Below are 23,368 nucleotides of genomic sequence, written 5' to 3' on the forward strand. Positions count from 1 at the left end.
AGAATATAATATCTGTATTTTAATTGTCAAGTTTTAAAGGGTAAGCTAGGGCATTCATACAAACGATACAATTCCAATAATCATACACTAAAAAAGGAATTTGTAGAGTCAAAAAAGAAAAGAGAACATTCTCAATTAGCTTGTTAACGTGTATCCCTCATTAATTAATATGTTTGGTATTATAAAATATTTGTGAGGAATTCAGTAGAACAAGATATATGAAGTGAGTGAAGACTAGTGATGAACATACTACATTTTTTATTAGAGAATACGGTTTTCCAAAATGTATTACAAGATCTTCAGTTAAATGTCCTTTATATAGAAAATGGGTGCACACATCAACAAACGATAGAAAATATCCATCCAAAATGTATGTTTATAGCAAATAGTTTTGAAGAAGGAGAAGTATTGTTTCATAAGACTAGGCCGCATATTGTAATTATGTATGTAACGGATTTTTCTCAAATAAAATATATAAAGAATATGTATAATCCGCATAGTACATTCATTGTCATTTGGGATCAACAGATAACAAGCGAGTTTGCAGAGGTGCTTACGTTAGGAATACGTAATATCGTGATAGCCCCTGTGACTCCACAAATGGTGTTAGAGGAAGTAAATAAGAGTTTGTATCAGCTTTCTTTAGTACGACAAGTAAGTTTGCAACAAGAACTACTTCAAACGATGTTTGATTTTCAAAATGACCTATTATTCATAGTAGAAGACGATGAGATTGTTGATTGTAATACGAATTTTTTAGCGTTTTTCGGATATGAAAATTTGTTTGCCTATCGTGAGCAACATTTAGTATTTGCTGAACATTTTATTAGAGAAAATGGATACTATTCGACGACTCATGATATAACATGGCTAGATGATACATTATCATATGATAGAAGAATTAAGATGTCCAATTATGAAGGGATCGTATCAACTTTTTTATTACGTGCGACACCATTGCCAGAAGATTTATCGAGATTTATTGTAAAGTGTACAGAGATTACAGAATTAGATGAAATCTATCAACAACAAGAAAGGCTTGCTATGATAGATTCGTTAACAGAGATTTATAATCGTTTGAAATTCCAACAAATACTAGAGGCAGAATGGGATAATGCGATGCGTAACAATGAAAACATAGCACTTATTTTATTTGATATAGATAATTTTAAAAAAGTAAATGACACGTATGGTCATGATTTTGGTGATTTAGCATTAATTCAGCTTGCAGAACTTATGAAATCTAAAGTGGAGCATCAACATGTATTTGCAAGGTGGGGTGGCGAAGAATTTATTATATTAGTGACAGATACAGTAGAAAAAGAAGCATTTCAAGTTGCGGAGTCACTACGATTTTTCATTGAAACAAAGCAATTCTCTGGAATTTCGAAATTAACAGCGAGTTTTGGAGTTGCGTTATATGAAAAAGGGATTACAAAGGAAGAATTAATGCAAAGAGCGGATATTGCATTATATGAAGCGAAAAAAAATGGAAAGAATCAAGTATGTGTGTATAGAAAAGAAAAAATGTGATTTTTCGCAACAAATTGTTGCGATTTTTTTTTATTGTTTGATAATAGAATATGGGGGCACTTTGAAAGAAGGAATTATGGAGGAACAACATGATAAAAAAAATAATGATAATGGCCTCACTGTCTGCTGTAGTTTGCGGTGGAGTATACTATTTTCTCTATAATCCCAATATAAAGGAAAGCACTTTATTAACCACTAAGGTGAATCCTACTATTGAATCAGAAGTACAAGAGAATATAGAAGAAAAAGAACAACAAATTGATTATGCTAGTATATCTCAAAAGTTAGATCAGTATTTAATAGGAAAGCAATTTAATGGAACAGTTTTAGTAACCGATAAAGAGCGTGTTATATTGAATAAAGGATATGGATATGCTGATATTCAAAATAAAATAGAGAATACGCCTCAAACAAAATATCGTATCGGTTCTATTACGAAAACAGTTGTTGCTACATCTATTTTACAGCTGCAGGAACAAGGAAAGTTAAATATTCAAGATAATGTAAACAAATATATACCTTCTTTTCCAGCAGATAAAAATATCACTTTATATCATTTGTTAACGCACACATCAGGTTTACCAGAAAAAGGGGAAGGGAAAGTGAATGCGTCTTCCCGTATAAACTTAGTAAATTGGATTGGAAGTCAAAAATTAGCGTTTCAGCCAGGGGAAGGTTGGAGATATACAGATTATAATTATATGGTGCTTGCCTATATTATAGAAAGCATATCAAAAAAAACTTTAGGAGATTACATAAAAGAAAATATATTTACTAAAGCCGAAATGCATGAATCTGGTATGGGAAATACGACTCCAGGTGATCAGCATTTTACTAAAGGGTATGTAAAGAAAGACAATGTACTTGAACCTGCACAAAAATTATCAATGGATTGGTTATATGGTTGTGGTGAGATGTATACGACAGTTGGAGATATGAAGAAATTAGACGAAGCGATTATAAATGGGAAACTTCTCTCTGAACAAAGTATACAAGCGATGTTTTCACCTTCAGCAGAACGGAAATATGCATTTAGCTTTTATATATATCCGGATTATTTTCATAATCATGGTGTACTATCTGGTTGGAATACTTTCAATAATTTTAATAAAGAAAAAGGGACTTTTGTTATTTTATTTTCAAATGTGAAAAATAGTATGGATGATGATTTTAATAAAGAGTTTCGGAAGATGGTAAGTGATTTATTAGAGCAAAGGGGATAAGAATATGGAAAACAAAATTTTATCAATAGGTTTTATCGGTATTGGTGTAATGGGAAAAAGTATGGTTCATCATTTAATGCAAGAAGGTCATACAGTATATGTATACAATAGAACAAAAGCGAAGACAGATTCTTTAGTGCAAGATGGTGCTAATTGGTGTGATACACCGAAAGAGTTAGTGAAGCAAGTTGATGTTGTAATGACTATGGTTGGATATCCACATGATGTAGAAGAAGTATATTTTGGGATAGATGGAATTTTAGAGAATGCAAATGAAGGCACGATAGCAATTGATTTTACAACATCTACTCCAACATTGGCAAAACGTATCAATGAAGTGGGTAAAAGAAAGAATGTATATACACTGGATGCACCTGTATCTGGAGGAGATGTTGGTGCTAAAGAGGCTAGACTCGCAATTATGGTCGGTGGAGAGAAAGAAATATATGATAGATGTTTACCGTTATTTGAAAAACTAGGAACAAATATTCAGTTGCAAGGGCCAGCTGGTAGTGGACAACATACAAAAATGTGTAATCAAATTGCGATTGCTTCTAACATGATAGGAGTATGTGAGGCTGTTGCTTACGCGAAAAGGGCTGGACTAGATCCAGATAAAGTATTAGAGAGCATTTCAACGGGTGCAGCAGGTAGTTGGTCATTAAGTAATTTAGCTCCTCGCATGTTAAAGGGAGATTTTGAACCAGGATTTTATGTGAAACATTTTATGAAAGATATGAAGATTGCTTTAGATGAGGCTGAAAAATTACAATTACCAGTACCAGGTTTAAGCTTGGCGAAGGAATTGTATGATGAGTTAATTAAAGATGGAGAAGAGGATAGTGGAACACAAGTGTTATACAAAAAATACATCAGGGGGTAAACAAGATGGACCTTCAAAAGTTTGACGAAATTATTGATACTGTGCAGCGAACAACTTGTGTGCCGATTAATGATAAGCAAAAAGAAGCTTTTAAACAAAAATATGATTTTGAACCAAGTTTCGAATATGGAAGAGATGAGAAGAGCCATTATGTTATACGAACTTCGAAAAAGATGTTAGAGGAAATGGAGTTTTATTTGGCACTGAAATATGATCGGGATGGTATTTCCCTTTATATGCATGCTGAGATTGAAGGGACATGTTATGTATCCGTTAGCTATAGTGAAGATGCGCTTCATTTACAAGAATTATTTCAATTCCTAGAAGAAAATAAATAAAAGTCCTCATTTGAGGACTTTTATTTATTTAGATATATTTAATTTTTATCATTATAAGTTGGAAGCCCGGCGGCATCGCTCAATCGGGAATGGAATCACTTGCGCGAGGTGATTAGGACCAAATTGTTTTGTACGAGCATGGCGTAATATATAAAATGCACACAGAATTGAAACAGGAATAGCGCCGAATAAACCAAAAAATAAAGCGCTTACACAAGATGCCACAAAACCTAAAACGCCAACTTCTAATTCTTCCATAATAGCTCCTAAAATAACAGGAATAGCTCCGCATGAAACTCCTAGTATAAGTGCGATAAGTATACTCATGATTATCCCCCTCTGTTTGCAATATTATTTTCCTTATTAGTAATTGTAGTATATCACACATAAAACAGAATTTTCAGAAAAAGTTCAAAAAAAGTTCAATAAATGTTCGAAAAGTGTTAAAAAATCGAAGAGGGTAATTCCACCTTAAAAAGGAAAGAAAGAGATTTTTGAGTGAATAAAAAATCAGACTTATTTCAAAAAATGAAATAAGTCTGTTCTATAGGAGGATGTATATATGTAGAGTGAATAAAAGGTTGGAAAAGGGGGTCCATGTCCTTTTATTCAACTAGCTACCTTAATAGATTGGAACCCAGCCTTCAGTTGTAACAAAAATACGGATAGCTACAACTTGGCGATCATCTTGCAAGGTAAAATAATGTCTTGCATTTTCAGGAACAGAGATTAGATCGCCTGGCTCAAGTTCAACGTCAAAGAATATCCCATCTTTGCCTTCAATAGCAAAGATGCCATGACCACTGACAATAAAGCGGACTTCATCATCAGTATGATGGTGTTCTTTTTGGAAATTAATTAACAATTCGTCAAGGTTGGGTGTACTACTTGAAAGTGAAATTACATCATGTGCTTTATAACCTCGACGCGCTGAAACATCAGCGATTTCTTTTGAAAACACTGCTAATATTTCAGCTTTGTTTTCATCTGTTAACGAATAATTTTCATTTAAATGAGTAGGAAGTTTAGAAATATTCCATTTCTCATATAAAACGCCTTCTTCTTGTAGAAATTTTGATACTTCCACCTCATTTTCAATGCGAGTATTTACTTCATGAATACGAATTTGCGCCATTAGAAACGCCTCCTTGAATTGATAATAGTTTTATATGAAATTGGAATAAAAACTCATAAGCTTCTAATCTTTTCTTTGCATCAAAGCTATCTCGACCCCATACGGTAATACCATGATTACGGATTAATACTGCTCCCGAATCTCCTTGTATATGCTTTCGGAAATTTTCTCCGAGCGTTGGGATATGGGCATGGTTTTCGATAATAGGAATGTGAATTGTTGCACCTTCTTCCCAAATATCAAGGGCTTTAATAATTTCTTGATTTTGAAGTGTGACTGCATCACTATATAAATTTGTGATGACATTGTTATCAGTTGTATGAACATGAAGTACGCACCCGGCATTCGTATTGTTATAAATATGTGTATGCAATATTGTTTCTGCTGAAGGGCGTAATTCGGTATCTAATACGGGAACCCCTAGATGATCTACTAACAGAAAATCATCTGGAGTAGTTTTTGTTTTATCTTTACCGCTTGCGGTAATAAGAAAAGTAAGTGGCTCATGACTAACTTTTATAGAAATATTCCCACTTGTTGCTGGAAACCAATTTCGTGTTGTTAACTCTTTTTTAATCTCGCTTAAGTCATACCATTGACGAAAAAGTTGTTTCATAATTTCACCTCCAACAAATGTTTTAATTCAGCTAGAACATCGTGAAATGTTCCAAAGGGTGTATAAGCAATATGATTTTCTTCACACTTTGTAATAAGGAAGTCGCGAGCAAACACTTTATCAGCTTGTTTCGCTGCTTGTAAATCAGTAATAGAATCTCCAATTACAATATGAAAATCATTTGTATCACTTAATTTACGGATTAGTGACGATTTACATAACCCGCAATGGTTTTGACAATGCTCATCACAAGGATGAGGCCAATTAACTGTAATAAATTCTGCTGAAAAGTCTGTTTCATTACAGTAAATTTGCTCTTTTGGAATGATCCCTTGTAAGAGTGGATAGACGAAAAAATCCATCCCACCTGATATAACGTAAAAAGAAATATTATTTTCATTTACAAATTGTATAAATTCATGAAATCCAGTACGAATTTCGGCAGTTTCTATTAAAAACTGAATTATTTCATTCTGCAAATTAGTAGGTAGCAATTGAAATAATTGAGAAACACCTTCTTGAATAGTAAGCTCTTGTGATAAAATTCTATTCTTTACTTCTTCTGCTTCTGGTGGTGCGAATTTTTCCATAATGGACATGATATTATCGTTATTTGTAATCGTACCATCGAAATCACAAAACACTTGAATACTCATAATTTCACCTCATGTGAGGGATTTCCCCATATTTGTAGTGCGCTATGCAAATTTATGTCGTCTACTTCATGGAGTGGTTTTCCTTGCAAAGTAGCTTCAATTGCAGTACGGAATGCTTTCCCGCCGCCTTGCGCTCCATTTGGATGTCCGTGTATCCCGCCGCCAGCATTAATAACAACATCTTTACCAAAATCCCGTAGAATAAAGGGAACGAAACCAGGATGAATGCCAGCAGACGGAACAGAAAAACTCTTCTTGAAAAATGCATCATCTTCAGTTAAATGTTTTGAGATGGCAAGAGCCTCTTCTTTTTCTAGCGCAACACTTCCATATGGAGATGGGAATAATGAAAAATCAGCCCCAGCATAACGAAGCAGCTTTCCAAGTAATAATGGAGATGAGATTCCATATAACTGTGAGGCTGAATAAGCACCACTTACAGCAGGGTGTGCCATAATAGGAACTGAAATTTCATCATCTTCTGCAAGTGATTGCAGTACATCTAGTCCATAAGCGAATGCGTTAAATAATAGAATATCAGCCCCAGCTTGCACTGCGCGTTTCGCATTTTCTTTTAAGTCAAAAGTTCGTCCTGTTAAATTTACGGCATATAACGTTTTATGGCCGTGTGTTTCATATACGGATTGTAAAACTTCTTTTCCAGATACAATTCGCTTCGTTAGTGGTGTTAATGCATTCTCAAATAAAATTTCATCATCTTTTACGATATCCACACCACCACTTGCTTGATCACGTAATTGAGTTTTTAAATATCCAATATTTCGCCCAATCATGCCTTTAAAAATACTCATTAAAAGAGGACGGTCATACACTTGTAAAAGGTTTCGAATACCATCTATACCGAACTTAGGACCAGGAAAATGCTTTTTTAACTCATCTGAAAAAGTTAAATCAATCAATTTCACTTCACCATCAAGTGATAGTTTTCCGAATGTAGTTGTTAAAATCGCTGGTAAGTCTGGACTGAAATTTAATAACGGGTATTCGATTTTAATAACCCCGCGTTTTACTTTTTTACCTAGATACGAATTGATATGTTCTTGTTCATCTAATTCCTCAACATGAATGACATTGCCTTTATGCTGCTTTAATTGTTCTTGTAATAAGTGTGGCAAATGAGTCCAAGAGCCAATTGTTAAACCGAGTGCAATTTGCTCAGCTTTTTTTTCTAAGTTATGTGAACCATCATGGATTAAATACGTCGCTATTATTCCGCTCATTGTTATAACCTCCTAGTTAAATAAAAAAACCTCTCAGCTAAGGAGAGGTTTTTTTACAACCAGCTCCTTATCTGTCAGCATAATGCTGCGAGAATTAGCACCGTGTCTACGATTGTAGATCGGTTGCCGGGTTTCGTCGGGCTCGTCCCTCCACCTGCTCTTGATAAGAAGTATTTAGAAATGTTTAAATTTTTAAGATAACTGAATTTTGTCAGATATTTTTTATGTTGTCAATGGCTTTTTGAAAAAATTTAATTTATCAATTCGATTAATGGCTTCTCGTAATCTATCTTCTGTATGCAAGAGACCAACGCGGACATACCCTTCGCCGTGCTCGCCAAACCCAATACCAGGAGCAACTGCGACGTGTGCTTTTTCTAGTAAAATATCAGAAAATTGCTCAGATGTATAACCTTCTGGTACAGGAAGCCATGCAAAGAATGATCCGGTTGGAATATCTACATTCCACCCAATTGAGTGACAAGCTGAAATAAGAGCGTTTCTCCGGGATTCGTAACTATTTACAAGATCTACTACACAAGACTGTGAACTTAATAGTGCTTCACGAGCAGCATCTTGAACTGCACCAAAAATACTAACATACATATGATCTTGTAATAAGTTAATTGTTTCGATAACACTTTCATTCCCTACTGCAAAAGCAATACGCCATCCAGCCATATTGAAAGTTTTTGATAAAGTATAAATTTCAATTCCTGTATCTTTGGCACCGTCTGCTTGTAAGAAACTAACCGGCTTTTGACCATCAAACCCAATAGCGCCGTAAGCAAAATCATGAACAACTAATATATTATGTTTATTAGCAAAATGAATGGTTTCATCAAAAAAATCTTTTGATGCAGTAGCACCAGTAGGATTGTTTGGATAGTTTAAAAACATTAACTTTGCACGCTCAGCGATAGTATCATCAATTTTCGTGTAATCTGGTAAAAATTTATTTTCTGCAATAAGCGGCATTGTTTTAAATTGTGCTTTTGCTAAAGCAACTCCTGATAAATAATCTGGATAGCCTGGATCTGGAACGAGAATAGTATCACCAGGGTTTGTAAAACACATTGGTAATTCTACTAATCCAGCCTTTCCACCAAACAAAATAGCAACTTCAGTTTTTGGATTTACTACTACATCATATTCACGTTGATAGAATGTTGCCACGGCTTCTTTTAAGCTCTCGTGTCCGCGAAATGGCGGATATTTATGATGAATGGTCTTTTCTGCAGCATCTTGTAAAGCTTTTACGATATGCTGCGGGGTTGGTTGATCTGGATTACCTTGACCTAGATTAATAACATCGTGACCAGCTGCAACGACCTTGTTAACTTTTGCAACAAGTGAAGCGAAAAATTGTGTAGGCAATGATGTTACTATCTCAGAAGGTTGAAATAATTTCATACTTTCCACCTCTTTTGAAAGTTGTTACAATTCTAGTGACAAATGATATAATCTTTCCAGTATTTTGTAAAGAAAAAAATGAGAATGGGGCTGACAAAATGAAAGTCGCATGTATTCAAATGGATATTGTCTTTGGAGATGTAGAAAAAAATATTGAAAACGCTAAAAATAAAATAAGTGAAGCGATGAAGGAAAGACCAGATGTTATCGTCTTACCAGAACTATGGACGACAGGATATGATTTAACGAGACTTTCTGAAATTGCAGATAAGGACGGAGTAGAAACGAAAGAAACGTTGAAAGAATGGTCGAAACAATATGGGGTACATATTGTTGGTGGTTCCATAGCGAAGCAAACAGAACAAGGTGTTACAAATACAATGTATGTTGTAAACAAAGAAGGAGATCTAGTCAATGAATATAGTAAAGTGCATTTATTTCAGCTGATGGATGAACATAAATATTTAGTCGCTGGAAATAGTACAGGCGAATTTAAGCTAGATGATGTAGAATGCGCCGGCACAATTTGTTATGATATTCGTTTTCCAGAGTGGATGCGCGTTCATACTGCTCAAGGGGCAGAAGTTTTATTTGTTGTAGCAGAATGGCCATTAGTACGTTTAGCACATTGGCGCTTGCTGCTGCAAGCAAGGGCAGTTGAAAACCAATGTTATGTTGTTGCGTGTAATCGGGCAGGAAAAGATCCGAATAATGAATTTGCAGGTCATTCTTTAATTGTGGATCCTTGGGGGGAAGTTGTGGTAGAGGCAAATCAAGAGGAATCCATTTTGTTTGGAGAGCTTACATTCGAGAAAATTCAAGAGGTTCGTAAAGGGATTCCAGTTTTTGCGGATCGTCGTCCAGAATTATATAAATAAAATATTGACAAGTGATTTTTATTCTTGGTATAGTCTTCAACATAAAGTTAAAAATTCAAAAAATTATACAACTCTTATCAAGAGCAGGTGGAGGGATTTGGCCCGATGAAGCCCAGCAACCGACCGTAATACCATTGTGAAATGGGGCGTATATTTACGACGCCAAAAGGCACGGTGCTAATTCCAGCAGAAAGTATACTTTCTGGTAGATAAGAGGGGAGAAGATAAACTTCAAACCTCTTTCTTTGTGGAAAGAGGTTTTTCTTATGCTAGAAAAACCTCTGAATTAAAAAAGGGGGAGAAAACGATGGGATATTATTCATTAACAGAAGTAACTGCTGTACAATATGCGAAAGAACATGGCTATTTTGAAAAGAAAGCGAATGTAGTTTGTCATGAAATTGGAGATGGAAATTTAAATTACGTGTTCAAATTAGATGATGGAGTGAAGTCGATTATAATAAAACAAGCGTTGCCATATGCGAAAGTAGTTGGTGAGAGCTGGCCATTGTCTATAAAAAGAGCAACGATTGAAAGTAAGGCACTGCAAATTTTTGCGAAGTATGTGCCTGAATATGTGCCGGTAGTGTATAGTCATGATGAAGAATTAGCGGTAACAGTCATAGAAGATTTATCACGGCTAACAATTACAAGAAAAGGATTAATAGATGGAGAGGAGTATCCACTTTTATCCCAACATATTGGTCGTTTTCTAGCAAATGTTTTGTTTTATACTTCAGATTTCGGGTTAGAGTCAGAAGAAAAAAGGATACTAGAAGGTGCATTTGTAAATCCAGACCTTTGTAAAATTACAGAAGATTTAGTGTTTACAGATCCGTTTGGCCATTACGATACAAATGATTATGAGCCGGAGTTACAACTAACTGTTGATGAACTTTGGAGTGATAAAACTTTAAAACTAAAAGTAGCGCAATATAAATATAAATTTTTAACGAGAAAAGAAGCGCTTATTCATGGTGATTTACATACTGGTAGTATTTTTTCATCACCTTCTGAGACGAAAGTGATTGATCCAGAATTTGCAACATACGGTCCATTTGGATTTGACATTGGTCAATTTATTGCAAATTTATTAGTAAATGCTTTATCTAGAGAAGAAGAAAAGAGAAGTGTACTATTTTTCCATATAGAAAAGACATGGAGTTATTTTGTAGAAACTTTTACGAAGTTATGGATTGGAGAAGGCGTAGAAGCATATACGAAAGAAAAACAGTGGTTACCGATTATTTTGCAAAATATCTTTACTGATGCTGTCGGATTTGCAGGATGTGAGATTATCCGAAGAACAATTGGCTTAGCACATGTAGCTGATTTAGATGAAATAGCAAATAAAGAAACGAGAATTCAAGCTAAGAAACAAGCGCTATCCTTAGGTAAAGAACTAATAAAATATGAATCTAAGAGCGCTGATATTCAACTGTTCCGAACACTATTTCAGCAGACAGTTTCTGGAGGAGTAAAAGCATGAGTACAATTGTTACTATTCCGAGATCTGTCAGTTGGAAAGGTGATGCAATTGCAGTATTAAATCAAACAAAGTTGCCGCATAGCACAGAATACAAAACGTTAACGACGATTGAAGAGGTTTGGAAAAGTATTGTCATGCTAGAAGTACGCGGAGCACCTGCAATTGGAATTGTAGCTGCATTTGGCTTGGCGCTTGCATCAAAAAAATATAACACTACGCATTTGGAAGAATTTCAAAAGAAATTTAATAGAGATTGTAATTATTTAGGAACATCACGCCCGACGGCAGTGAATTTATTTTGGGCAATCGATCGCATGAGAGAATCTATTCGAGAGATTACTACAATAAAAGAAGCGCAAAAAATATTAGAAGAAGAAGCGCTTCTCATTCAGCAAGAAGATGAAGCGATATGCCGGAGCATTGGGGAATATGCGTTAACATGTTTTACAGACGGTGATAACATTTTAACAATTTGTAACGCTGGAAGTATCGCAACTGCTAGATATGGTACTGCATTAGCACCGTTTTATATTGGGAAAGAAAAAGGTGTACGTTTACATGCGTATGCGTGTGAAACGAGACCCGTTTTACAAGGTGGACGTTTAACGACTTGGGAGTTGAAGCAAGCGGAAATTGATGTAACGCTTATTACAGATAATACGGCAGCTCATGCAATCCGTACGAAAGAAATTAATGCGATTATCGTAGGAGCAGATCGAATTGTGGCAAATGGAGATACCGCAAATAAAATCGGAACAATGAATTTAGCTATATTAGCAAAGTATTTCGATATCCCATTTTATGTTGCAGCTCCGTTATCTACATTTGATATTAAGAAAGAAACTGGAACTGAAATTGTTATTGAAGAGAGAGATGAAACAGAAGTTACGAAAATCTTTGGGAAACAAGTAGCACCAATTGGAGTTGATGTTTATAATCCTGCATTTGATGTAACGCCGAATGAATTAATTACAGGTATTATTACTGAGAAAGGTATTATACGTGGAGATTATAAGCGAGAAATTGCATCATTGTTTGAAAAACAAGCTAATATATAATAGCTTGTTTTTTTATGCCTAAATTGACTAGTCTCTCTTATTTATATAATGAAAGGGGGAGAAAAAGATGGAAGAGTGGATCAAGATGATAGGTAATGTAGGGTTTCCGATTGTTGTAACATTATATTTACTCCATCGAATTGAAAGTAAATTAGATGGGATAACTGTTGCAATAGAGAAACTGCCGCAGCAATTACTAAAGTACGACGATCCTCGTGATAAAAAATAAAGTTTGCTCTTCGTGAGCAAACTTTATTTTTTATTGAGCAGTATAACCACCATCGATAACGACAGCTTGGCCAGTTATACCTTTAGCTTTTTCGCTCGCTAAGAATATAGCATAATCAGCAATTTCTTGTACTTGTAATAAGCGTTTTTGTGGTACAAGTGGATAAATAACATCTTCTAAAACATTTTCAAGTGGTACATTTCGTGTAGTAGCTAAGTCTTGTAGTTGATTACGTACAAGAGGGGTATCGACATAACCAGGGCAAAGGGCATTTACAGTAATACCATCGGTAGCACCTTCTAAAGCTGCCACTTTTGTTAATCCAATTACACCATGTTTGGCGCTATTGTAGGCGGATTTTCCTGCAAATCCAACAAGGCCATTAATGGAAGCAACATTAATAATTCGGCCATACTTTTGCTTTTTCATAATCGGAAAGGCATGTTTAATGGCGATAAATGGAGCGATTTGCATGATTTTAATGAGTAGCTCGAATTTTTCGGTTGGAAACTCTTCAATCGGTGAAACATGTTGCATTCCTGCGTTGTTAATTAATATGTCTAATGAACCGAAATGAGTAACTGTTTGAGAAATTGCTGCTGCAATTTCTTCCTCAGATGTAACATCACATTTTAAACCAATTGCTTGAAATCCCTCTTTTTGTAATTTTTCAGCAGCTTCTTTCGCACGCTCTTCAAGTCGGTCACTAATAACAACTTTTGCGCCTTCTTTTGCAAAAGCATTCCCCATTTCATAACCAATACCACTCGCGGCACCTGTTAAAAAGACAACTCGATTTGTAACCATGACGAAAAACATCCCTTCATAATAAAGTTTGCATATTGCTCTATTTAGAGAGGATATAATAAAATTCCTGCAAACATTTGGAAAAATATCGTTAGCTATCTTGTTTTGCAAAATAGTCTCTGCTATACTATGTTGTAAAGCAAGATACTTACGCTTATCTATCTTGTAAAACAAGATAGCAGGAGGATTTTAATATGTCGACAAGTCAAATGCTGAAAGGAATTCTAGAAGGGTGCTTACTTGCTATTATTTCTGAAGGTGAAATATACGGTTATGAAATGAGTGAAAAGCTAGCGAAGTATGGCTTTACAATGGCGAGTGAGGGAAGTATTTATCCGTTATTGATACGTATGCAAAAGGAAGGATTAATAACAAGTGTGATGAAGGAATCTCCATCTGGCCCAAAGCGAAAATACTATACATTAACAGAAAAAGGCGAAGAAGCACTAAATGAATTTATGGATCGCTGGGAAGCGATGCAAAGTAGTGTAGAGCGTCTACTTGAGGGGAAGGGGAGAAGAAAATAATGCTATCAAATGAAGCACGAAAGTTTTTATTAGATATGAGATTATTTTTGGCGGCAAAGAGCGTGAAAGAAAGTGATATTGAAAATTTTATAGAAGATGCAGAACTCCATTTAATTGAGGGGGAGAGTGATGGGAAAAGCGTAGAAGAAATTTTCGGAAGCTCACCGAAAGAATATGCAAATGAACTTGTAAAAGTAATGGAAAGAGATAGACAAGAAACGTGGAAGCAAATTGGCTTTACGGTAATGAATATCGTATCGTTTTGGATCATTGCTTCTATCTTAATAGTGAATAACGGATTATTACAGATGTCGCTTATTCAGTGCGTTGGGTATAGTTTGTCATTGATTTTGGTTGTTATGGGTCCTAATTTTCTACTTCGCAAAATGACCTTCGTAACAAGTTTTACAAAAACATGGTTTTCTATGTGGTTTTTAGTTATGATCGCGCCAATGTTTTTAATGGGGGTTGTTACGATATTAGATGTGATCTATCCTACCAAAATGTTTACATTCACCGAGTTGCAAAGTTATATATTAGCTGGTGGGATTTTTGGCATCACAGTAGCTATAAATATGTATTTTGAAGGGTGGTTTAAAAACTTATATTTAATCATTCCACTTTTTATAATGTTCATATTTAAAGCATTTACATCGGAAGATCTTATGCCAATGCTATTTCAAATTATATGTTTATACGGAAGTTTATTTATTTTAATTTTTATTGAAATTATGATGAAGACGAATAGAAGAGAAACGGTTAAATAAGGGAGGGGTTATAATGAAGGTTTCTAAAGAAGGCGAAAAGTTTTTAATCGATACGAAAGTGTATTTAATAACAAAAGGGATTAAAGAAGAAGATGTGGATGCCTTTTTAGAAGATGCAGAACTTCATTTAATAGAAGGTGAGAAAGAAGGAAAGACGGTAAAGGATATATTTGGTGATTCACCAAAAGAGTATGCGGAAGAGTTGGCGAAAGAGATGGAGAAGGATAAAAGCGGGAGTATAAAGAGCATTTTAGGAATGATAATTGGGATAGGTGGATATTGGTTACTTACAAATATCTTATTTGAAAGTCCTAATCATGAATTTGTATTAACGAATGTGCAGTTGATTGGATATCCAATTGTATTAATGGTTACTGTTGCAGGAATTATATTTGCTTTTAAAATGTCATCATTTAAGAGCAAAATAAAAGAATTTAGCATTATTTATGTAGCAGCTTTGCTACCGATTTTATTACTAGTATTATTAATGTTTATGAATAAATGGTACGGGACACCTGTATTACAATTAACTACTATGCAAAGTTATATATTAGCTGGAACTATCTTAATTGTGCTGTTAGTTGCTGAAGCATTTATACTTGGATGGATTGGAATATTAGCTGTTATCATACCGCTATTAATTATGTTTGTATTTAAGGAATTAGGGAAACAAAACCCATATTGGGGAATGCTAGAGCCTTTACTTCTGTACGGAAGTTTATATGTATTAATGCGATGGTCTTTCAAAAATGAAGAACGAAAAAGTGTAAACTAGGAGTTCCATAGAAAAAAGGCTGCCTTGAATATACAAAAATTATTTCCAAAGAAATACTATATTTTGATTTTTAGAAGGATTACATTTATGTTTAGTTGGTTATTTGTATTTCTAGCAGCCGGGAATGGGTTTATTGATTAAATAAGGTGTTTTAAACAGTAACATGACAGTTACTGTTTTTTTCTTTGTAATAAAGAGCTTTGTAAAGAGAGTGCTTTTTGTTCGTTCGTTAATAGGGACTGAATATGGACATTTTCAGGGCGAGGTACGATCGGATACATAAGATTTGCTGGAGAAGGGTGGTGCTCCGAACCGGTTGGAGAATGAGGATCTGCGTGAGTAAGTTTTCCGTGAACACGTCTTGTAAATAAAATATGACCAATTTCGTGAGCGAGCGTATATATATTTTTCATAGGAGCAGCTGAATTTGTTAAAACGATATAACCAGTAAGTTGCTGTTGTTTTGCTAAAGAGTAAGCACAGGCAATTACTGCTGTTTCTTTGAAATAATCACTGCCAATATAACAAATGTAAAGGTCGCATTCAGGAGCTTCATTTACACACGTTTGGAAAAAGGATGCTAATTTTTCCTGACTTTGAATAGAATTTTTATAACTAATTTCACGGTCAGAAAAACGGAAAAGTTCATTTAAAATAATTACTTCTTTAATTTGAAAAGTAATCGGATGCCAAACTGATTCTGCAACTGCTAAATCTTTTGCAATGCGGTCATCAGAAATATCGGCGCCTGGAGTAATGCAAATACATATATTGACGTATGGATCCATAAGGAACACCTCAACTGAAAAAATTCTTCCTATAATATATGTGTGAAAAAGGTGCTATGTATGGATAAATGCCTTCTTTATTACATGAATATATAGATGACAAGTCGAAAAAAATTCATAGTTCGATAACATGGTGTGGTCGCCTTTTTGATATAGTAAAGGAAAGGGGGAGAATATATGTATACATTAAAAATCGTTTCAGACAGAGAAGCGCTATATCAATTTGCGAGTTATGTAAGAGTTGTACAAGGGATTGAAGATGTATATGTAGAGGTGGGAGAACCTTTATATGAACATCCGTTAATGAAGTTTTATGTACATATTAAGCTGAAGGAAACATATGAGCAGCATAAAGCGTTACAGGAAATAGCAAGATTAGTAGAATTGGGTCGTTTTACATACGTCCATTATCGTAATGATGAAATTGAGGAAGCTTTTGAAGCTGTAAAATATGAAAGTTTTAAGAAATAAAAGATGAAAAAAGGGGGCGAAAGCTTCCTTTTTTTTCTTTAAAATTACATCAACAAAAGGAGAAAAATTTTGTTATGATAAGGGAGGGTGAGGAAAGGAGAGTTTACATATTGGGGTATATTGAAGATTTACGCAAAGTCGTTGGTACAAGGCCGCTTATTCTAGTAGGGTCAGCAATTATTATATTAAATGATAATCAAGAAGTATTGCTTCAATATCGTTCAGATACATATGATTGGGGTGTGCCTGGTGGAGCGATGGAGCTTGGAGAAACGACAGAAGAAACTGCTCGTAGAGAACTATTCGAGGAAACGGGACTAACTGCAAAAATAATGCAATTTCTTGGTGTCTTATCAGGAAAGGAAGTATATTTCCGTTATCCAAATGGGGATGAAATTTTTAATGTCATTCATCTGTATCAGGGGCATCATGTGAGTGGTGAATTGAAGCTCGATCATGAAGGGTTACAACTTCAATATTTTCCAGTAGATAAGTTACCAAAATTGAATGAAACGACAGAGAAAATTTTACAAAAGTTTTTATATGCGTTGACAGAATAGAAGGTTAATTCCTTCTATTTTTATTATATTAAATATTTTGATTTTTTAGTATGTTTATAGTATGATAGTTGTAGACATACATCTTATGGAATTTCACCTAAAAACTGACTAGTGTACATAAGAGAGGGGCAAGTTTAAAATGCATAATGTTGTTATTACAGCTGCAGTTCGTTCGCCAATTGGAACTTTTGGGGGAGCGCTAAAAAATGTAACGCCAGTAGAATTAGCTGTTCCTGTACTTCAGGAAGCTGTAAAACGAGGCGGGGTAGAACCGCATGAAGTTGATGAAGTAATTTTAGGTCATTGTATTCAAAGAACTGATGAAGCAAATACGGCGAGAACGGCTGCATTAGCGGCAGGATTTCCTGACACAGTTACGGGGTATACAATCCAACGCCAATGTTCTTCAGGTATGCAAGCAATTATGTCAGCTGCAATGCAAATTCAATTAGGTGTAAGTGATATTGTTGTTGCAGGTGGAGTAGAAGCGATGAGTTCGAGCCCTTATGCATTAAAACAGCACCGCTGGGGACAACGTCTACAACATGGAGAAATTCGTGATACGGTGTGGGAAATATTAGAAGATCCATTGCATCATATTATGATGGGTGAAACAGCGGAAAATTTAGTTGAACAATATGAAATTACAAGAGAGGAACAAGATGAAGTTGCGCTTCGTAGTCACACACTAGCACTACAAGCAATCGAGTCTGGATACTTTGACGATCAAATTGTTCCTATTACAATAAAAGAGCGTAGAAAAGAAGTTGTATTTTCGAAAGATGAACATCCACGTGCAGATATTACAGCGGAAAAATTAGCAGGATTAAAACCAGCATTCCGTAAAGATGGATCTGTAACTGCAGGGAATGCATCTGGCCTGAATGACGGAAGTGCAGTTCTAGTATTAATGAGCGAAGAAAAAGCGAAAGAAAAAGGCTTACAACCGTTAGCTAGAATTGTTGGATATTCAGTAGCTGGGGTAGACCCGAAAATTATGGGTATTGGACCAGCACCAGCAATCCGAAAAGGCTTAGAAAAAGTAGATTGGTCATTAGAAGATGCAGATTTACTTGAAATTAATGAAGCTTTCGCAGCACAATATTTAGCTGTAGAAAAAGAATTAGGTTTAGATCGTGAGAAAGTGAATGTAAACGGTAGTGGTGTAGGACTTGGGCATCCAATTGGTTGTACAGGAGCTCGTATTACGGTAAGTTTAATTCACGAATTAAAGCGACGCGGCTTAGAAAAAGGAATTGCTTCTCTATGCGTCGGCGGCGGTATTGGGGTAGCATTATTTATAGAAGCACTATAAAAAAGAAGCAGCAATCGCTGCTTCTTTTTTTTACGATTCAAATAGATGATGGAATAATCGATCACGATTTTCAAAGAAAAGTTTCGTCGTTTGATAATGCTCGGTTTCTTCTAATCTGGATTCGTGAATCCCCTCTTGTGTTAAAGAGTATATAGTGGATTCAGGGTAAGCCATTAAAATAGGAGAATGCGTCGCAATAACAAATTGTGAACCTTGTTCCGCTAGCTCATGCATTCGAATGAGCATGGAAAGTTGTCTCATTGGTGATAGAGCGGCCTCAGGCTCATCTAAAATGTATAAGCCTTGTCCTGAAAAACGATTCATAAATAATGAGAAGAACGATTCACCGTGTGATTGTTTGTGTAATGAGATACCACCATAGGAATCAATAACTGGATTTCCACGTGCTTCTGGAGCAGCATCTATTTCATCAATATAAGAAGCGACGTTATAAAATGATTCAGCGCGAAGAAAGAAACCGTCGTTGGGTGTATTGAAACTTTTGGAAATTCGAAGGTATTCATGTAAAGATGAGTGTGAATCGTTTGTGCTAAAGCGGAAGTTTTTTGTTCCGCCTTCTGCATTAAAACCTAAAGCGATTGCAATTGCTTCAAGTAATGTTGATTTACCCGTTCCGTTTTCGCCAATAATGAATGTTACATTTGGATGGAAAGCTAGTGATTGTAATGTTCGGATAGCGGGTAAGCAGTAAGGATATGCGGAAAAACTAGGGATATTTTCTTTTTTTAATGTGACATTTTTTAAAAAGGGTACGTCAATCAATATATAAACCTCAATTCATAACGGATTTTGATTCTAACAAAGCAGCAAATACAAGGCTGAGACAACTTGCTAATAGTATTGTATACTGAAGTGCGCCAAAACCGAGACCTTCCCAACCGAAAGAAGTCTTCTTCCACATAAAAATGAAAAGAAAGCTCATAAAGCCAACGAGAGTGGGCGTATATTTTATAATCTTTAAATGCTTCCATAGAAAAAATCCAATGTATGTACTTAAAAACAAGGTAAACAGAATAAGAAAAAAGACAAGTGTTAATGACACGTGAGCCCCTCCTTATTTTCTGAATATTTATGTGGATTATAACATGTAAACTATCATATTCCAATGTGAAAATAAATATTGCATGAAGAGCAATTCTCTCGTTATGATAGATGGTATTCTATTGAAAATATGAAAAGGAGTAAGCATATGCCGTTTACATTCGCACATCCAGCAGCGGTGCTTCCTTTTGCGAAAAAGTATTCTACATATATTTCAGTAACGGCTCTTATATTAGGTAGTATGGCGCCTGATTTTGAATATTTTTTACATTTTAGACCGTATGGTGTTCTTGGGCATACATGGCTTGGTTTTTTATATTTAAATATGCCGCTTGTCTTTTTGTTTGCATACATATATCATCACATTTTAAAAAAGCCTTTTATAACACATTTACCTAAGCCATTTGCTGGTTACTATATATATGCAGTTGATGATAGATGGGTACTTCATACGTGGAAAGGTTTTTTTGTATTTTGCTATTCTGCATTATTTGGTATGCTCACACATGTAGTTTGGGATGCGTTTACTCATAAGACAGGCTATTTTGTTATGAAAATACCATTGTTGCAACGAGAACTGCATAGTATCCCAGTTTATAAATATATGCAGCATGGGAGTACATGTATTGGTTTTCTATTACTAGTATGCGTATTTTGGAAGTATAAAAATGAAATGGGGAAAGATCTTATTGTAGCTTCGGAAAAAAGAAAGTATTGGATTTCAGTAATTGTTGTGGCAGCTATTATATTTATTGTGCACGCGTTAGTAGATCCCTATTTTCATATTTTCCAAATTGGAGGTATAATAGTATCTGGACTGACAAGTTCATTTTGTGGACTTCTCATTGTTTCTATAGTTTACAAAGCAAGGGACTAATTTATATTCATGAATGATAGCGTTAGGAGAAATTAAATGATGAAAGCATGGAAAAGTATTTTTGTTTTATGTAGTTTTCTTCTTATGTTAAGTGGTTGCTTCCATCAAGAAGAAAAGAAAGCTGAACCGAAGAAGAAAGAAGCTATTCCTGAAACGAAAGAATATGGTGGACGTGAGCTAAACAAAGTAGGACAAAAAGTGAAAGAAACAGGATGGGGTACTTTCAAGTTAGAACAGATGCATTCTGTTAATCAAACATTTGAAGTAGCGCCCATGAAAATTCACGTGCAAGATGTGAAAGTAATCTCTTTATCACAGATGAGTGAGGATGCAAAAAATACGTTGAAAGCATATACGGCATTAACTCCTGAAGAAGTAAAGCGTAGATTAGGCGATAAAGTAAGTCAAGATGATGCAGAATTATATGCATCGCTAAGTGGAACAGAGATTAGTGATACGATTCGTTACGTTGAGATTACATATAAAGTGGAAAATAGCGGGAATAAAAATATGCAATTTTTCTCTATGAATGATGTTACGATTAATGATAAACAACATTTTAAAGTAGCGACGCAAAACTTTTTATATGATGAAGATACGCTCGTTGGTACAAAAAATGTATCTAGAGAAGACTATAAGCCTGGTGAAACAAGAGATGGAATTATCGGTTTAATACTTGATGATGGAAAAGAAAAGGTGAAGGATGTTAAGTTTACAACGGATGATTTAATTGCAGGAGATACAGAGACACAGGATGTTGTTAAAGAATCACAAACTTTTACTATCTCACTTTCTGAGTAAGTTTTTTTAAAAATGTAAGTAAAAACAGTCAGCATTCAAAACATTATGCTGACTGTTTTTTTATTTCTTTTATGTATGAATCTACATTTTGAAAAGGTACCTTAATTTTAAACGCATCTTTTTGTTCGTTAAATTGTTTTTCATTATAGGGACCAAAACGCTTATTGTGTTTTACGTCAATAATCCAATAATGTTCACTTTTTTTATTTGCAATCGCCCCATCAGGATTATTTGGATCGGACTTTTCCTCAGTTTGTTTTGCAATAATGTATTTATCATCCCAACCAATGTCTGTAATTTTTGCAGGGATGTATTGTGTGGCATATACAGCATCTTGCGTCGGGAAAAGCTCAAAGGCATTTGCAGAAGTACGTATGAGTTCGTATTCATCGTTAATCGTATAAGTTAAGTGGCTTGTATTCCCTGCACAACCAGCTAATAGGAAGGCGAAGAATAGGATTATCCATTTTTTCAATATGGGAACCTCCTTTACAATGCTGTTGTAACACATTGTACAAGAAAAGTAAGAGAAACGCTAGTTTACAATGTTTTTTAGAAGTGGTACGATGAAACGGGTAAAAAAGGATATGAAGGAGTCGACATAAAATGAAGTTAAAGATGCATCGTCCAGCGCTTGTAATGAATCGCATAGGTGCTTCCCTAATTGACATGTTTTTAATCTCGGTTATGTATGGTGCAGTAGTAGCTGTTATGACCGGAAACTATAGTGCTATTTTTAATCGTTTTAATATAAGTTTTGGTGACTACAAATATGATCTTACAGTAGTTTTCATATTGATGGCCCTATATTTTATTTTGTTACCTTTTATTTGGAATGGTACTACACTTGGTAAAAAAATAACGAGAACAAAATTAATTTCATTGACGAGTGAAAAGTTAACGCTACAAACATTAATTATACGATTTTTTGTATTGTTATTACCAAACATATTGCTACTTGGAATTCCGATATTATGTAACGTATATATGATGTTATTCCGTAAAGATAATTGTGGTTTTCAGGATTTAATTACAAAAACGAAAGTGATAAGTCTTGTATAGTAAAAAGAGACCTTTTATGCATAAAAAGGTCTCTTTTTACTATACAAATATATTTTAAAGGATATATTTGTAAGGGAAAGTTAATCCATATCATTTTTGATTTTAATAGATTGAAAATTGAGAAAATGTTATAATGATTAAAATAATATCTTTATATAATAAGGGGGAAATTGAAATGACTGGAGGTAGCGTAATCTTTTGGGGGATTTTAATTTTCATCGGTTTAGTTTTCGATCAGCGTAATAGTAAGAAAAAAGAAGGAGTAAAAAAATAATCGCTTACAAATGAATAAGCAACTTTTCTTGCTTGCAGACTAATCTCATAAAGCAGTATACTGAATGACGGTAAGACTTAAAGAAGGGGTAATGAAAATGAAGCTTGCAGGAAAAGTTGCCATCGTAACTGGCGGTGGCATCGGTATTGGACGTAATACAGCTCTTTTGTTGGCTAAACAAGGCGCAAAGGTAATTGTGACGGACATTGATCAAGAAAGTGGACAAGCAACAGTGGAGGAAATTACGAATCTAGGCGGAGAAGCACTTTTTGTATCCTATGATATGGAAAAGCAAGGAGATTGGCAACGTGTAATCAGCATTACTTTGAATGCATTCAGTCGCATTGATATGCTTTTTCAAAATGCTGGTTTATATAAAATAGATTCTATATTTTCACGCCAACAAGAGAACGATTCCAATGTACTTTGTATTAATGACGTATGGATAGAGATAAAACAATTAACGTCATCTTTTATGAAACAGCAAGAAGAAGTGGTGCTGAGTGACTTACCGATTTTCGGTATTATTGGCACGAAAGGACAATCATTTCATACAGTAGAAGCCCTCGTATAATAATGAAAACCGCCCT

Annotated in this window: 30 protein-coding genes and 2 riboswitches; of the genes, 19 read left to right on the forward strand and 11 right to left on the reverse strand. The window is 34.8% G+C overall.

The features are described from left to right. The first annotated feature begins 240 nt into the window (after positions 1–240). The 4 genes from BAQ48_RS24355 (at position 241) to BAQ48_RS24370 (ending at position 3,977) form a co-directional block, all read left to right on the forward strand. Entirely contained in the window at positions 241–1,533 is a 1,293-nt protein-coding gene (locus BAQ48_RS24355; RefSeq protein ID WP_071713124.1) for a GGDEF domain-containing protein, read from the forward strand. Between the two features lie 89 nt (positions 1,534–1,622). Then, positions 1,623–2,756 (forward strand): serine hydrolase domain-containing protein, encoded by a 1,134-nt coding sequence (locus BAQ48_RS24360; protein ID WP_071713125.1) that lies wholly within the window; start codon positions 1,623–1,625, stop codon positions 2,754–2,756. Positions 2,757–2,760: 4 nt separating this feature from the next. Further along, positions 2,761–3,639 carry an NAD(P)-dependent oxidoreductase gene (locus tag BAQ48_RS24365; RefSeq protein ID WP_071713126.1) on the forward strand — a complete coding sequence of 293 codons (879 nt, stop codon included), beginning with the start codon at positions 2,761–2,763 and terminating at the stop codon, positions 3,637–3,639. Positions 3,640–3,644: 5 nt separating this feature from the next. Further along, positions 3,645–3,977 (forward strand): DUF3909 family protein, encoded by a 333-nt coding sequence (locus tag BAQ48_RS24370; RefSeq protein WP_071713127.1) that lies wholly within the window; start codon positions 3,645–3,647, stop codon positions 3,975–3,977. A 51-nt stretch (positions 3,978–4,028) separates the two neighbouring features. Here BAQ48_RS24370 and BAQ48_RS24375 read toward each other — a convergent pair whose 3' ends face one another. From BAQ48_RS24375 to BAQ48_RS24400, 6 genes are all read right to left on the reverse strand, one after another. After that, on the reverse strand, positions 4,029–4,304 hold the full coding sequence (locus tag BAQ48_RS24375; RefSeq protein ID WP_000025444.1) for a hypothetical protein: 276 nt from the start codon (positions 4,302–4,304) through the stop codon (positions 4,029–4,031). 295 nt (positions 4,305–4,599) lie between these two features. Beyond that, a complete protein-coding gene (locus BAQ48_RS24380) occupies positions 4,600–5,112 on the reverse strand; it encodes a 1,2-dihydroxy-3-keto-5-methylthiopentene dioxygenase (RefSeq protein WP_000057320.1) in 513 nt (170 codons plus the stop codon). After that, positions 5,090–5,728, reverse strand: a complete 639-nt coding sequence (locus tag BAQ48_RS24385; RefSeq protein WP_071713128.1) for a methylthioribulose 1-phosphate dehydratase — start codon at positions 5,726–5,728, stop codon at positions 5,090–5,092. The genes BAQ48_RS24380 and BAQ48_RS24385 overlap by 23 nt, the downstream gene beginning before the upstream one ends. Beyond that, positions 5,725–6,384: a 2-hydroxy-3-keto-5-methylthiopentenyl-1-phosphate phosphatase gene (locus BAQ48_RS24390; protein WP_071713129.1), complete on the reverse strand. Its 660-nt coding sequence runs from the start codon at positions 6,382–6,384 to the stop codon at positions 5,725–5,727. Before BAQ48_RS24390 ends, BAQ48_RS24385 begins: the two co-directional genes overlap by 4 nt. Next, the gene (mtnW, locus tag BAQ48_RS24395; RefSeq protein ID WP_071713130.1) at positions 6,381–7,625 is read right to left on the reverse strand and encodes a 2,3-diketo-5-methylthiopentyl-1-phosphate enolase; all 1,245 of its coding nucleotides are present in this window, start codon (positions 7,623–7,625) and stop codon (positions 6,381–6,383) included. The genes BAQ48_RS24390 and mtnW overlap by 4 nt, the downstream gene beginning before the upstream one ends. A 64-nt stretch (positions 7,626–7,689) precedes the next feature. Then, positions 7,690–7,795: riboswitch (SAM riboswitch) on the reverse strand. A 52-nt stretch (positions 7,796–7,847) separates the two neighbouring features. Further along, entirely contained in the window at positions 7,848–9,038 is a 1,191-nt protein-coding gene (locus BAQ48_RS24400; protein WP_071713131.1) for a pyridoxal phosphate-dependent aminotransferase, read from the reverse strand. Positions 9,039–9,052: 14 nt separating this feature from the next. Here BAQ48_RS24400 and BAQ48_RS24405 point away from each other — a divergent pair, with 14 nt between their 5' ends. The 4 genes from BAQ48_RS24405 to BAQ48_RS24420 all read left to right on the forward strand — a co-directional run bounded on the left by BAQ48_RS24405 (position 9,053) and on the right by BAQ48_RS24420 (position 12,692). Continuing rightward, on the forward strand, positions 9,053–9,916 hold the full coding sequence (locus BAQ48_RS24405) for a carbon-nitrogen family hydrolase (protein WP_071713171.1): 864 nt from the start codon (positions 9,053–9,055) through the stop codon (positions 9,914–9,916). 71 nt (positions 9,917–9,987) lie between these two features. After that, a riboswitch (SAM riboswitch) is annotated at positions 9,988–10,132 on the forward strand. A 91-nt stretch (positions 10,133–10,223) separates the two neighbouring features. Beyond that, positions 10,224–11,405: an S-methyl-5-thioribose kinase gene (mtnK, locus tag BAQ48_RS24410; protein ID WP_071713132.1), complete on the forward strand. Its 1,182-nt coding sequence runs from the start codon at positions 10,224–10,226 to the stop codon at positions 11,403–11,405. Further along, positions 11,402–12,463 (forward strand): S-methyl-5-thioribose-1-phosphate isomerase, encoded by a 1,062-nt coding sequence (gene mtnA, locus BAQ48_RS24415; protein WP_071713133.1) that lies wholly within the window; start codon positions 11,402–11,404, stop codon positions 12,461–12,463. The genes mtnK and mtnA overlap by 4 nt, the downstream gene beginning before the upstream one ends. A gap of 67 nt (positions 12,464–12,530) precedes the next feature. After that, complete coding sequence (locus BAQ48_RS24420) at positions 12,531–12,692, forward strand: YvrJ family protein (RefSeq protein ID WP_000393325.1); 162 nt, start codon at positions 12,531–12,533, stop codon at positions 12,690–12,692. Positions 12,693–12,722: 30 nt separating this feature from the next. On the opposite strand, the gene BAQ48_RS24425 is transcribed toward BAQ48_RS24420, so the two are convergent. Next, positions 12,723–13,499: a 3-hydroxybutyrate dehydrogenase gene (locus BAQ48_RS24425; protein WP_071713134.1), complete on the reverse strand. Its 777-nt coding sequence runs from the start codon at positions 13,497–13,499 to the stop codon at positions 12,723–12,725. Positions 13,500–13,693: 194 nt separating this feature from the next. Between BAQ48_RS24425 and BAQ48_RS24430 the strand changes: the two genes are divergently transcribed. From BAQ48_RS24430 to BAQ48_RS24440, 3 genes are read left to right on the forward strand one after another with little or no spacing between them, the layout of a single operon-like run. Then, entirely contained in the window at positions 13,694–14,026 is a 333-nt protein-coding gene (locus BAQ48_RS24430; protein WP_000107988.1) for a PadR family transcriptional regulator, read from the forward strand. Further along, positions 14,026–14,793, forward strand: coding sequence for a DUF1129 domain-containing protein (locus tag BAQ48_RS24435; RefSeq protein WP_071713135.1), 768 nt, complete (start codon positions 14,026–14,028; stop codon positions 14,791–14,793). The genes BAQ48_RS24430 and BAQ48_RS24435 overlap by 1 nt, the downstream gene beginning before the upstream one ends. Before the next feature lie 13 nt (positions 14,794–14,806). Beyond that, positions 14,807–15,568, forward strand: coding sequence for a DUF1129 domain-containing protein (locus tag BAQ48_RS24440; RefSeq protein ID WP_071713136.1), 762 nt, complete (start codon positions 14,807–14,809; stop codon positions 15,566–15,568). Between the two features lie 170 nt (positions 15,569–15,738). On the opposite strand, the gene BAQ48_RS24450 is transcribed toward BAQ48_RS24440, so the two are convergent. Further along, positions 15,739–16,356: an ImmA/IrrE family metallo-endopeptidase gene (locus BAQ48_RS24450; RefSeq protein WP_071713137.1), complete on the reverse strand. Its 618-nt coding sequence runs from the start codon at positions 16,354–16,356 to the stop codon at positions 15,739–15,741. A 177-nt stretch (positions 16,357–16,533) separates the two neighbouring features. On the opposite strand from BAQ48_RS24450, the gene BAQ48_RS24455 reads away from it, so the two are divergent. From BAQ48_RS24455 to BAQ48_RS24465, 3 genes are all read left to right on the forward strand, one after another. Beyond that, a complete protein-coding gene (locus tag BAQ48_RS24455) occupies positions 16,534–16,827 on the forward strand; it encodes a DUF3928 family protein (protein ID WP_016111246.1) in 294 nt (97 codons plus the stop codon). A 110-nt stretch (positions 16,828–16,937) separates the two neighbouring features. Then, complete coding sequence (locus BAQ48_RS24460; RefSeq protein ID WP_071713138.1) at positions 16,938–17,387, forward strand: NUDIX hydrolase; 450 nt, start codon at positions 16,938–16,940, stop codon at positions 17,385–17,387. A gap of 139 nt (positions 17,388–17,526) precedes the next feature. Then, entirely contained in the window at positions 17,527–18,702 is a 1,176-nt protein-coding gene (locus tag BAQ48_RS24465; RefSeq protein ID WP_071713139.1) for an acetyl-CoA C-acetyltransferase, read from the forward strand. 30 nt (positions 18,703–18,732) lie between these two features. Here the strand turns inward: BAQ48_RS24465 and BAQ48_RS24470 are convergent, their stop codons facing one another. Next, positions 18,733–19,485 carry an AAA family ATPase gene (locus tag BAQ48_RS24470; protein ID WP_071713140.1) on the reverse strand — a complete coding sequence of 251 codons (753 nt, stop codon included), beginning with the start codon at positions 19,483–19,485 and terminating at the stop codon, positions 18,733–18,735. A 10-nt stretch (positions 19,486–19,495) separates the two neighbouring features. Then, positions 19,496–19,765: a hypothetical protein gene (locus BAQ48_RS24475; RefSeq protein ID WP_071713141.1), complete on the reverse strand. Its 270-nt coding sequence runs from the start codon at positions 19,763–19,765 to the stop codon at positions 19,496–19,498. Between the two features lie 147 nt (positions 19,766–19,912). On the opposite strand from BAQ48_RS24475, the gene BAQ48_RS24480 reads away from it, so the two are divergent. After that, the gene (locus BAQ48_RS24480; protein WP_071713142.1) at positions 19,913–20,641 is read left to right on the forward strand and encodes a DUF4184 family protein; all 729 of its coding nucleotides are present in this window, start codon (positions 19,913–19,915) and stop codon (positions 20,639–20,641) included. A gap of 36 nt (positions 20,642–20,677) precedes the next feature. Continuing rightward, entirely contained in the window at positions 20,678–21,442 is a 765-nt protein-coding gene (locus tag BAQ48_RS24485) for a hypothetical protein (RefSeq protein ID WP_071713143.1), read from the forward strand. 43 nt (positions 21,443–21,485) lie between these two features. Here the strand turns inward: BAQ48_RS24485 and BAQ48_RS24490 are convergent, their stop codons facing one another. Then, the gene (locus BAQ48_RS24490) at positions 21,486–21,917 is read right to left on the reverse strand and encodes a DUF3997 domain-containing protein (RefSeq protein WP_000758767.1); all 432 of its coding nucleotides are present in this window, start codon (positions 21,915–21,917) and stop codon (positions 21,486–21,488) included. A gap of 131 nt (positions 21,918–22,048) precedes the next feature. Between BAQ48_RS24490 and BAQ48_RS24495 the strand changes: the two genes are divergently transcribed. The 3 genes from BAQ48_RS24495 (at position 22,049) to BAQ48_RS24505 (ending at position 23,352) form a co-directional block, all read left to right on the forward strand. Next, complete coding sequence (locus BAQ48_RS24495) at positions 22,049–22,504, forward strand: RDD family protein (protein WP_071713144.1); 456 nt, start codon at positions 22,049–22,051, stop codon at positions 22,502–22,504. Positions 22,505–22,679: 175 nt separating this feature from the next. Beyond that, positions 22,680–22,778 (forward strand): hypothetical protein, encoded by a 99-nt coding sequence (locus BAQ48_RS24500; protein WP_000145657.1) that lies wholly within the window; start codon positions 22,680–22,682, stop codon positions 22,776–22,778. Positions 22,779–22,842: 64 nt separating this feature from the next. Then, on the forward strand, positions 22,843–23,352 hold the full coding sequence (locus BAQ48_RS24505) for an SDR family NAD(P)-dependent oxidoreductase (protein WP_071713145.1): 510 nt from the start codon (positions 22,843–22,845) through the stop codon (positions 23,350–23,352). The last annotated feature ends 16 nt before the right edge of the window (positions 23,353–23,368 follow it).

Origin of the sequence: Bacillus luti, assembly GCF_001884105.1 — a bacterium.
GTDB classification, from domain to species: Bacteria; Bacillota; Bacilli; order Bacillales; family Bacillaceae_G; genus Bacillus_A; species Bacillus_A luti.

Coding starts and splice junctions, on each gene's coding strand:
- BAQ48_RS24355 (WP_071713124.1), top strand. CDS start 241: ATGAACATACTACATTTTTTATTAGAGAATACGGTTTTCCAAAATGTA.
- BAQ48_RS24360 (WP_071713125.1), top strand. CDS start 1,623: ATGATAAAAAAAATAATGATAATGGCCTCACTGTCTGCTGTAGTTTGC.
- BAQ48_RS24365 (WP_071713126.1), top strand. CDS start 2,761: ATGGAAAACAAAATTTTATCAATAGGTTTTATCGGTATTGGTGTAATG.
- BAQ48_RS24370 (WP_071713127.1), top strand. CDS start 3,645: ATGGACCTTCAAAAGTTTGACGAAATTATTGATACTGTGCAGCGAACA.
- BAQ48_RS24375 (WP_000025444.1), bottom strand. CDS start 4,304: ATGAGTATACTTATCGCACTTATACTAGGAGTTTCATGCGGAGCTATT.
- BAQ48_RS24380 (WP_000057320.1), bottom strand. CDS start 5,112: ATGGCGCAAATTCGTATTCATGAAGTAAATACTCGCATTGAAAATGAG.
- BAQ48_RS24385 (WP_071713128.1), bottom strand. CDS start 5,728: ATGAAACAACTTTTTCGTCAATGGTATGACTTAAGCGAGATTAAAAAA.
- BAQ48_RS24390 (WP_071713129.1), bottom strand. CDS start 6,384: ATGAGTATTCAAGTGTTTTGTGATTTCGATGGTACGATTACAAATAAC.
- mtnW (WP_071713130.1), bottom strand. CDS start 7,625: ATGAGCGGAATAATAGCGACGTATTTAATCCATGATGGTTCACATAAC.
- BAQ48_RS24400 (WP_071713131.1), bottom strand. CDS start 9,038: ATGAAATTATTTCAACCTTCTGAGATAGTAACATCATTGCCTACACAA.
- mtnK (WP_071713132.1), top strand. CDS start 10,224: ATGGGATATTATTCATTAACAGAAGTAACTGCTGTACAATATGCGAAA.
- mtnA (WP_071713133.1), top strand. CDS start 11,402: ATGAGTACAATTGTTACTATTCCGAGATCTGTCAGTTGGAAAGGTGAT.
- BAQ48_RS24420 (WP_000393325.1), top strand. CDS start 12,531: ATGGAAGAGTGGATCAAGATGATAGGTAATGTAGGGTTTCCGATTGTT.
- BAQ48_RS24425 (WP_071713134.1), bottom strand. CDS start 13,499: ATGGTTACAAATCGAGTTGTCTTTTTAACAGGTGCCGCGAGTGGTATT.
- BAQ48_RS24430 (WP_000107988.1), top strand. CDS start 13,694: ATGTCGACAAGTCAAATGCTGAAAGGAATTCTAGAAGGGTGCTTACTT.
- BAQ48_RS24435 (WP_071713135.1), top strand. CDS start 14,026: ATGCTATCAAATGAAGCACGAAAGTTTTTATTAGATATGAGATTATTT.
- BAQ48_RS24440 (WP_071713136.1), top strand. CDS start 14,807: ATGAAGGTTTCTAAAGAAGGCGAAAAGTTTTTAATCGATACGAAAGTG.
- BAQ48_RS24450 (WP_071713137.1), bottom strand. CDS start 16,356: ATGGATCCATACGTCAATATATGTATTTGCATTACTCCAGGCGCCGAT.
- BAQ48_RS24455 (WP_016111246.1), top strand. CDS start 16,534: ATGTATACATTAAAAATCGTTTCAGACAGAGAAGCGCTATATCAATTT.
- BAQ48_RS24465 (WP_071713139.1), top strand. CDS start 17,527: ATGCATAATGTTGTTATTACAGCTGCAGTTCGTTCGCCAATTGGAACT.
- BAQ48_RS24480 (WP_071713142.1), top strand. CDS start 19,913: ATGCCGTTTACATTCGCACATCCAGCAGCGGTGCTTCCTTTTGCGAAA.
- BAQ48_RS24485 (WP_071713143.1), top strand. CDS start 20,678: ATGATGAAAGCATGGAAAAGTATTTTTGTTTTATGTAGTTTTCTTCTT.
- BAQ48_RS24495 (WP_071713144.1), top strand. CDS start 22,049: ATGAAGTTAAAGATGCATCGTCCAGCGCTTGTAATGAATCGCATAGGT.
- BAQ48_RS24500 (WP_000145657.1), top strand. CDS start 22,680: ATGACTGGAGGTAGCGTAATCTTTTGGGGGATTTTAATTTTCATCGGT.
- BAQ48_RS24505 (WP_071713145.1), top strand. CDS start 22,843: ATGACGGTAAGACTTAAAGAAGGGGTAATGAAAATGAAGCTTGCAGGA.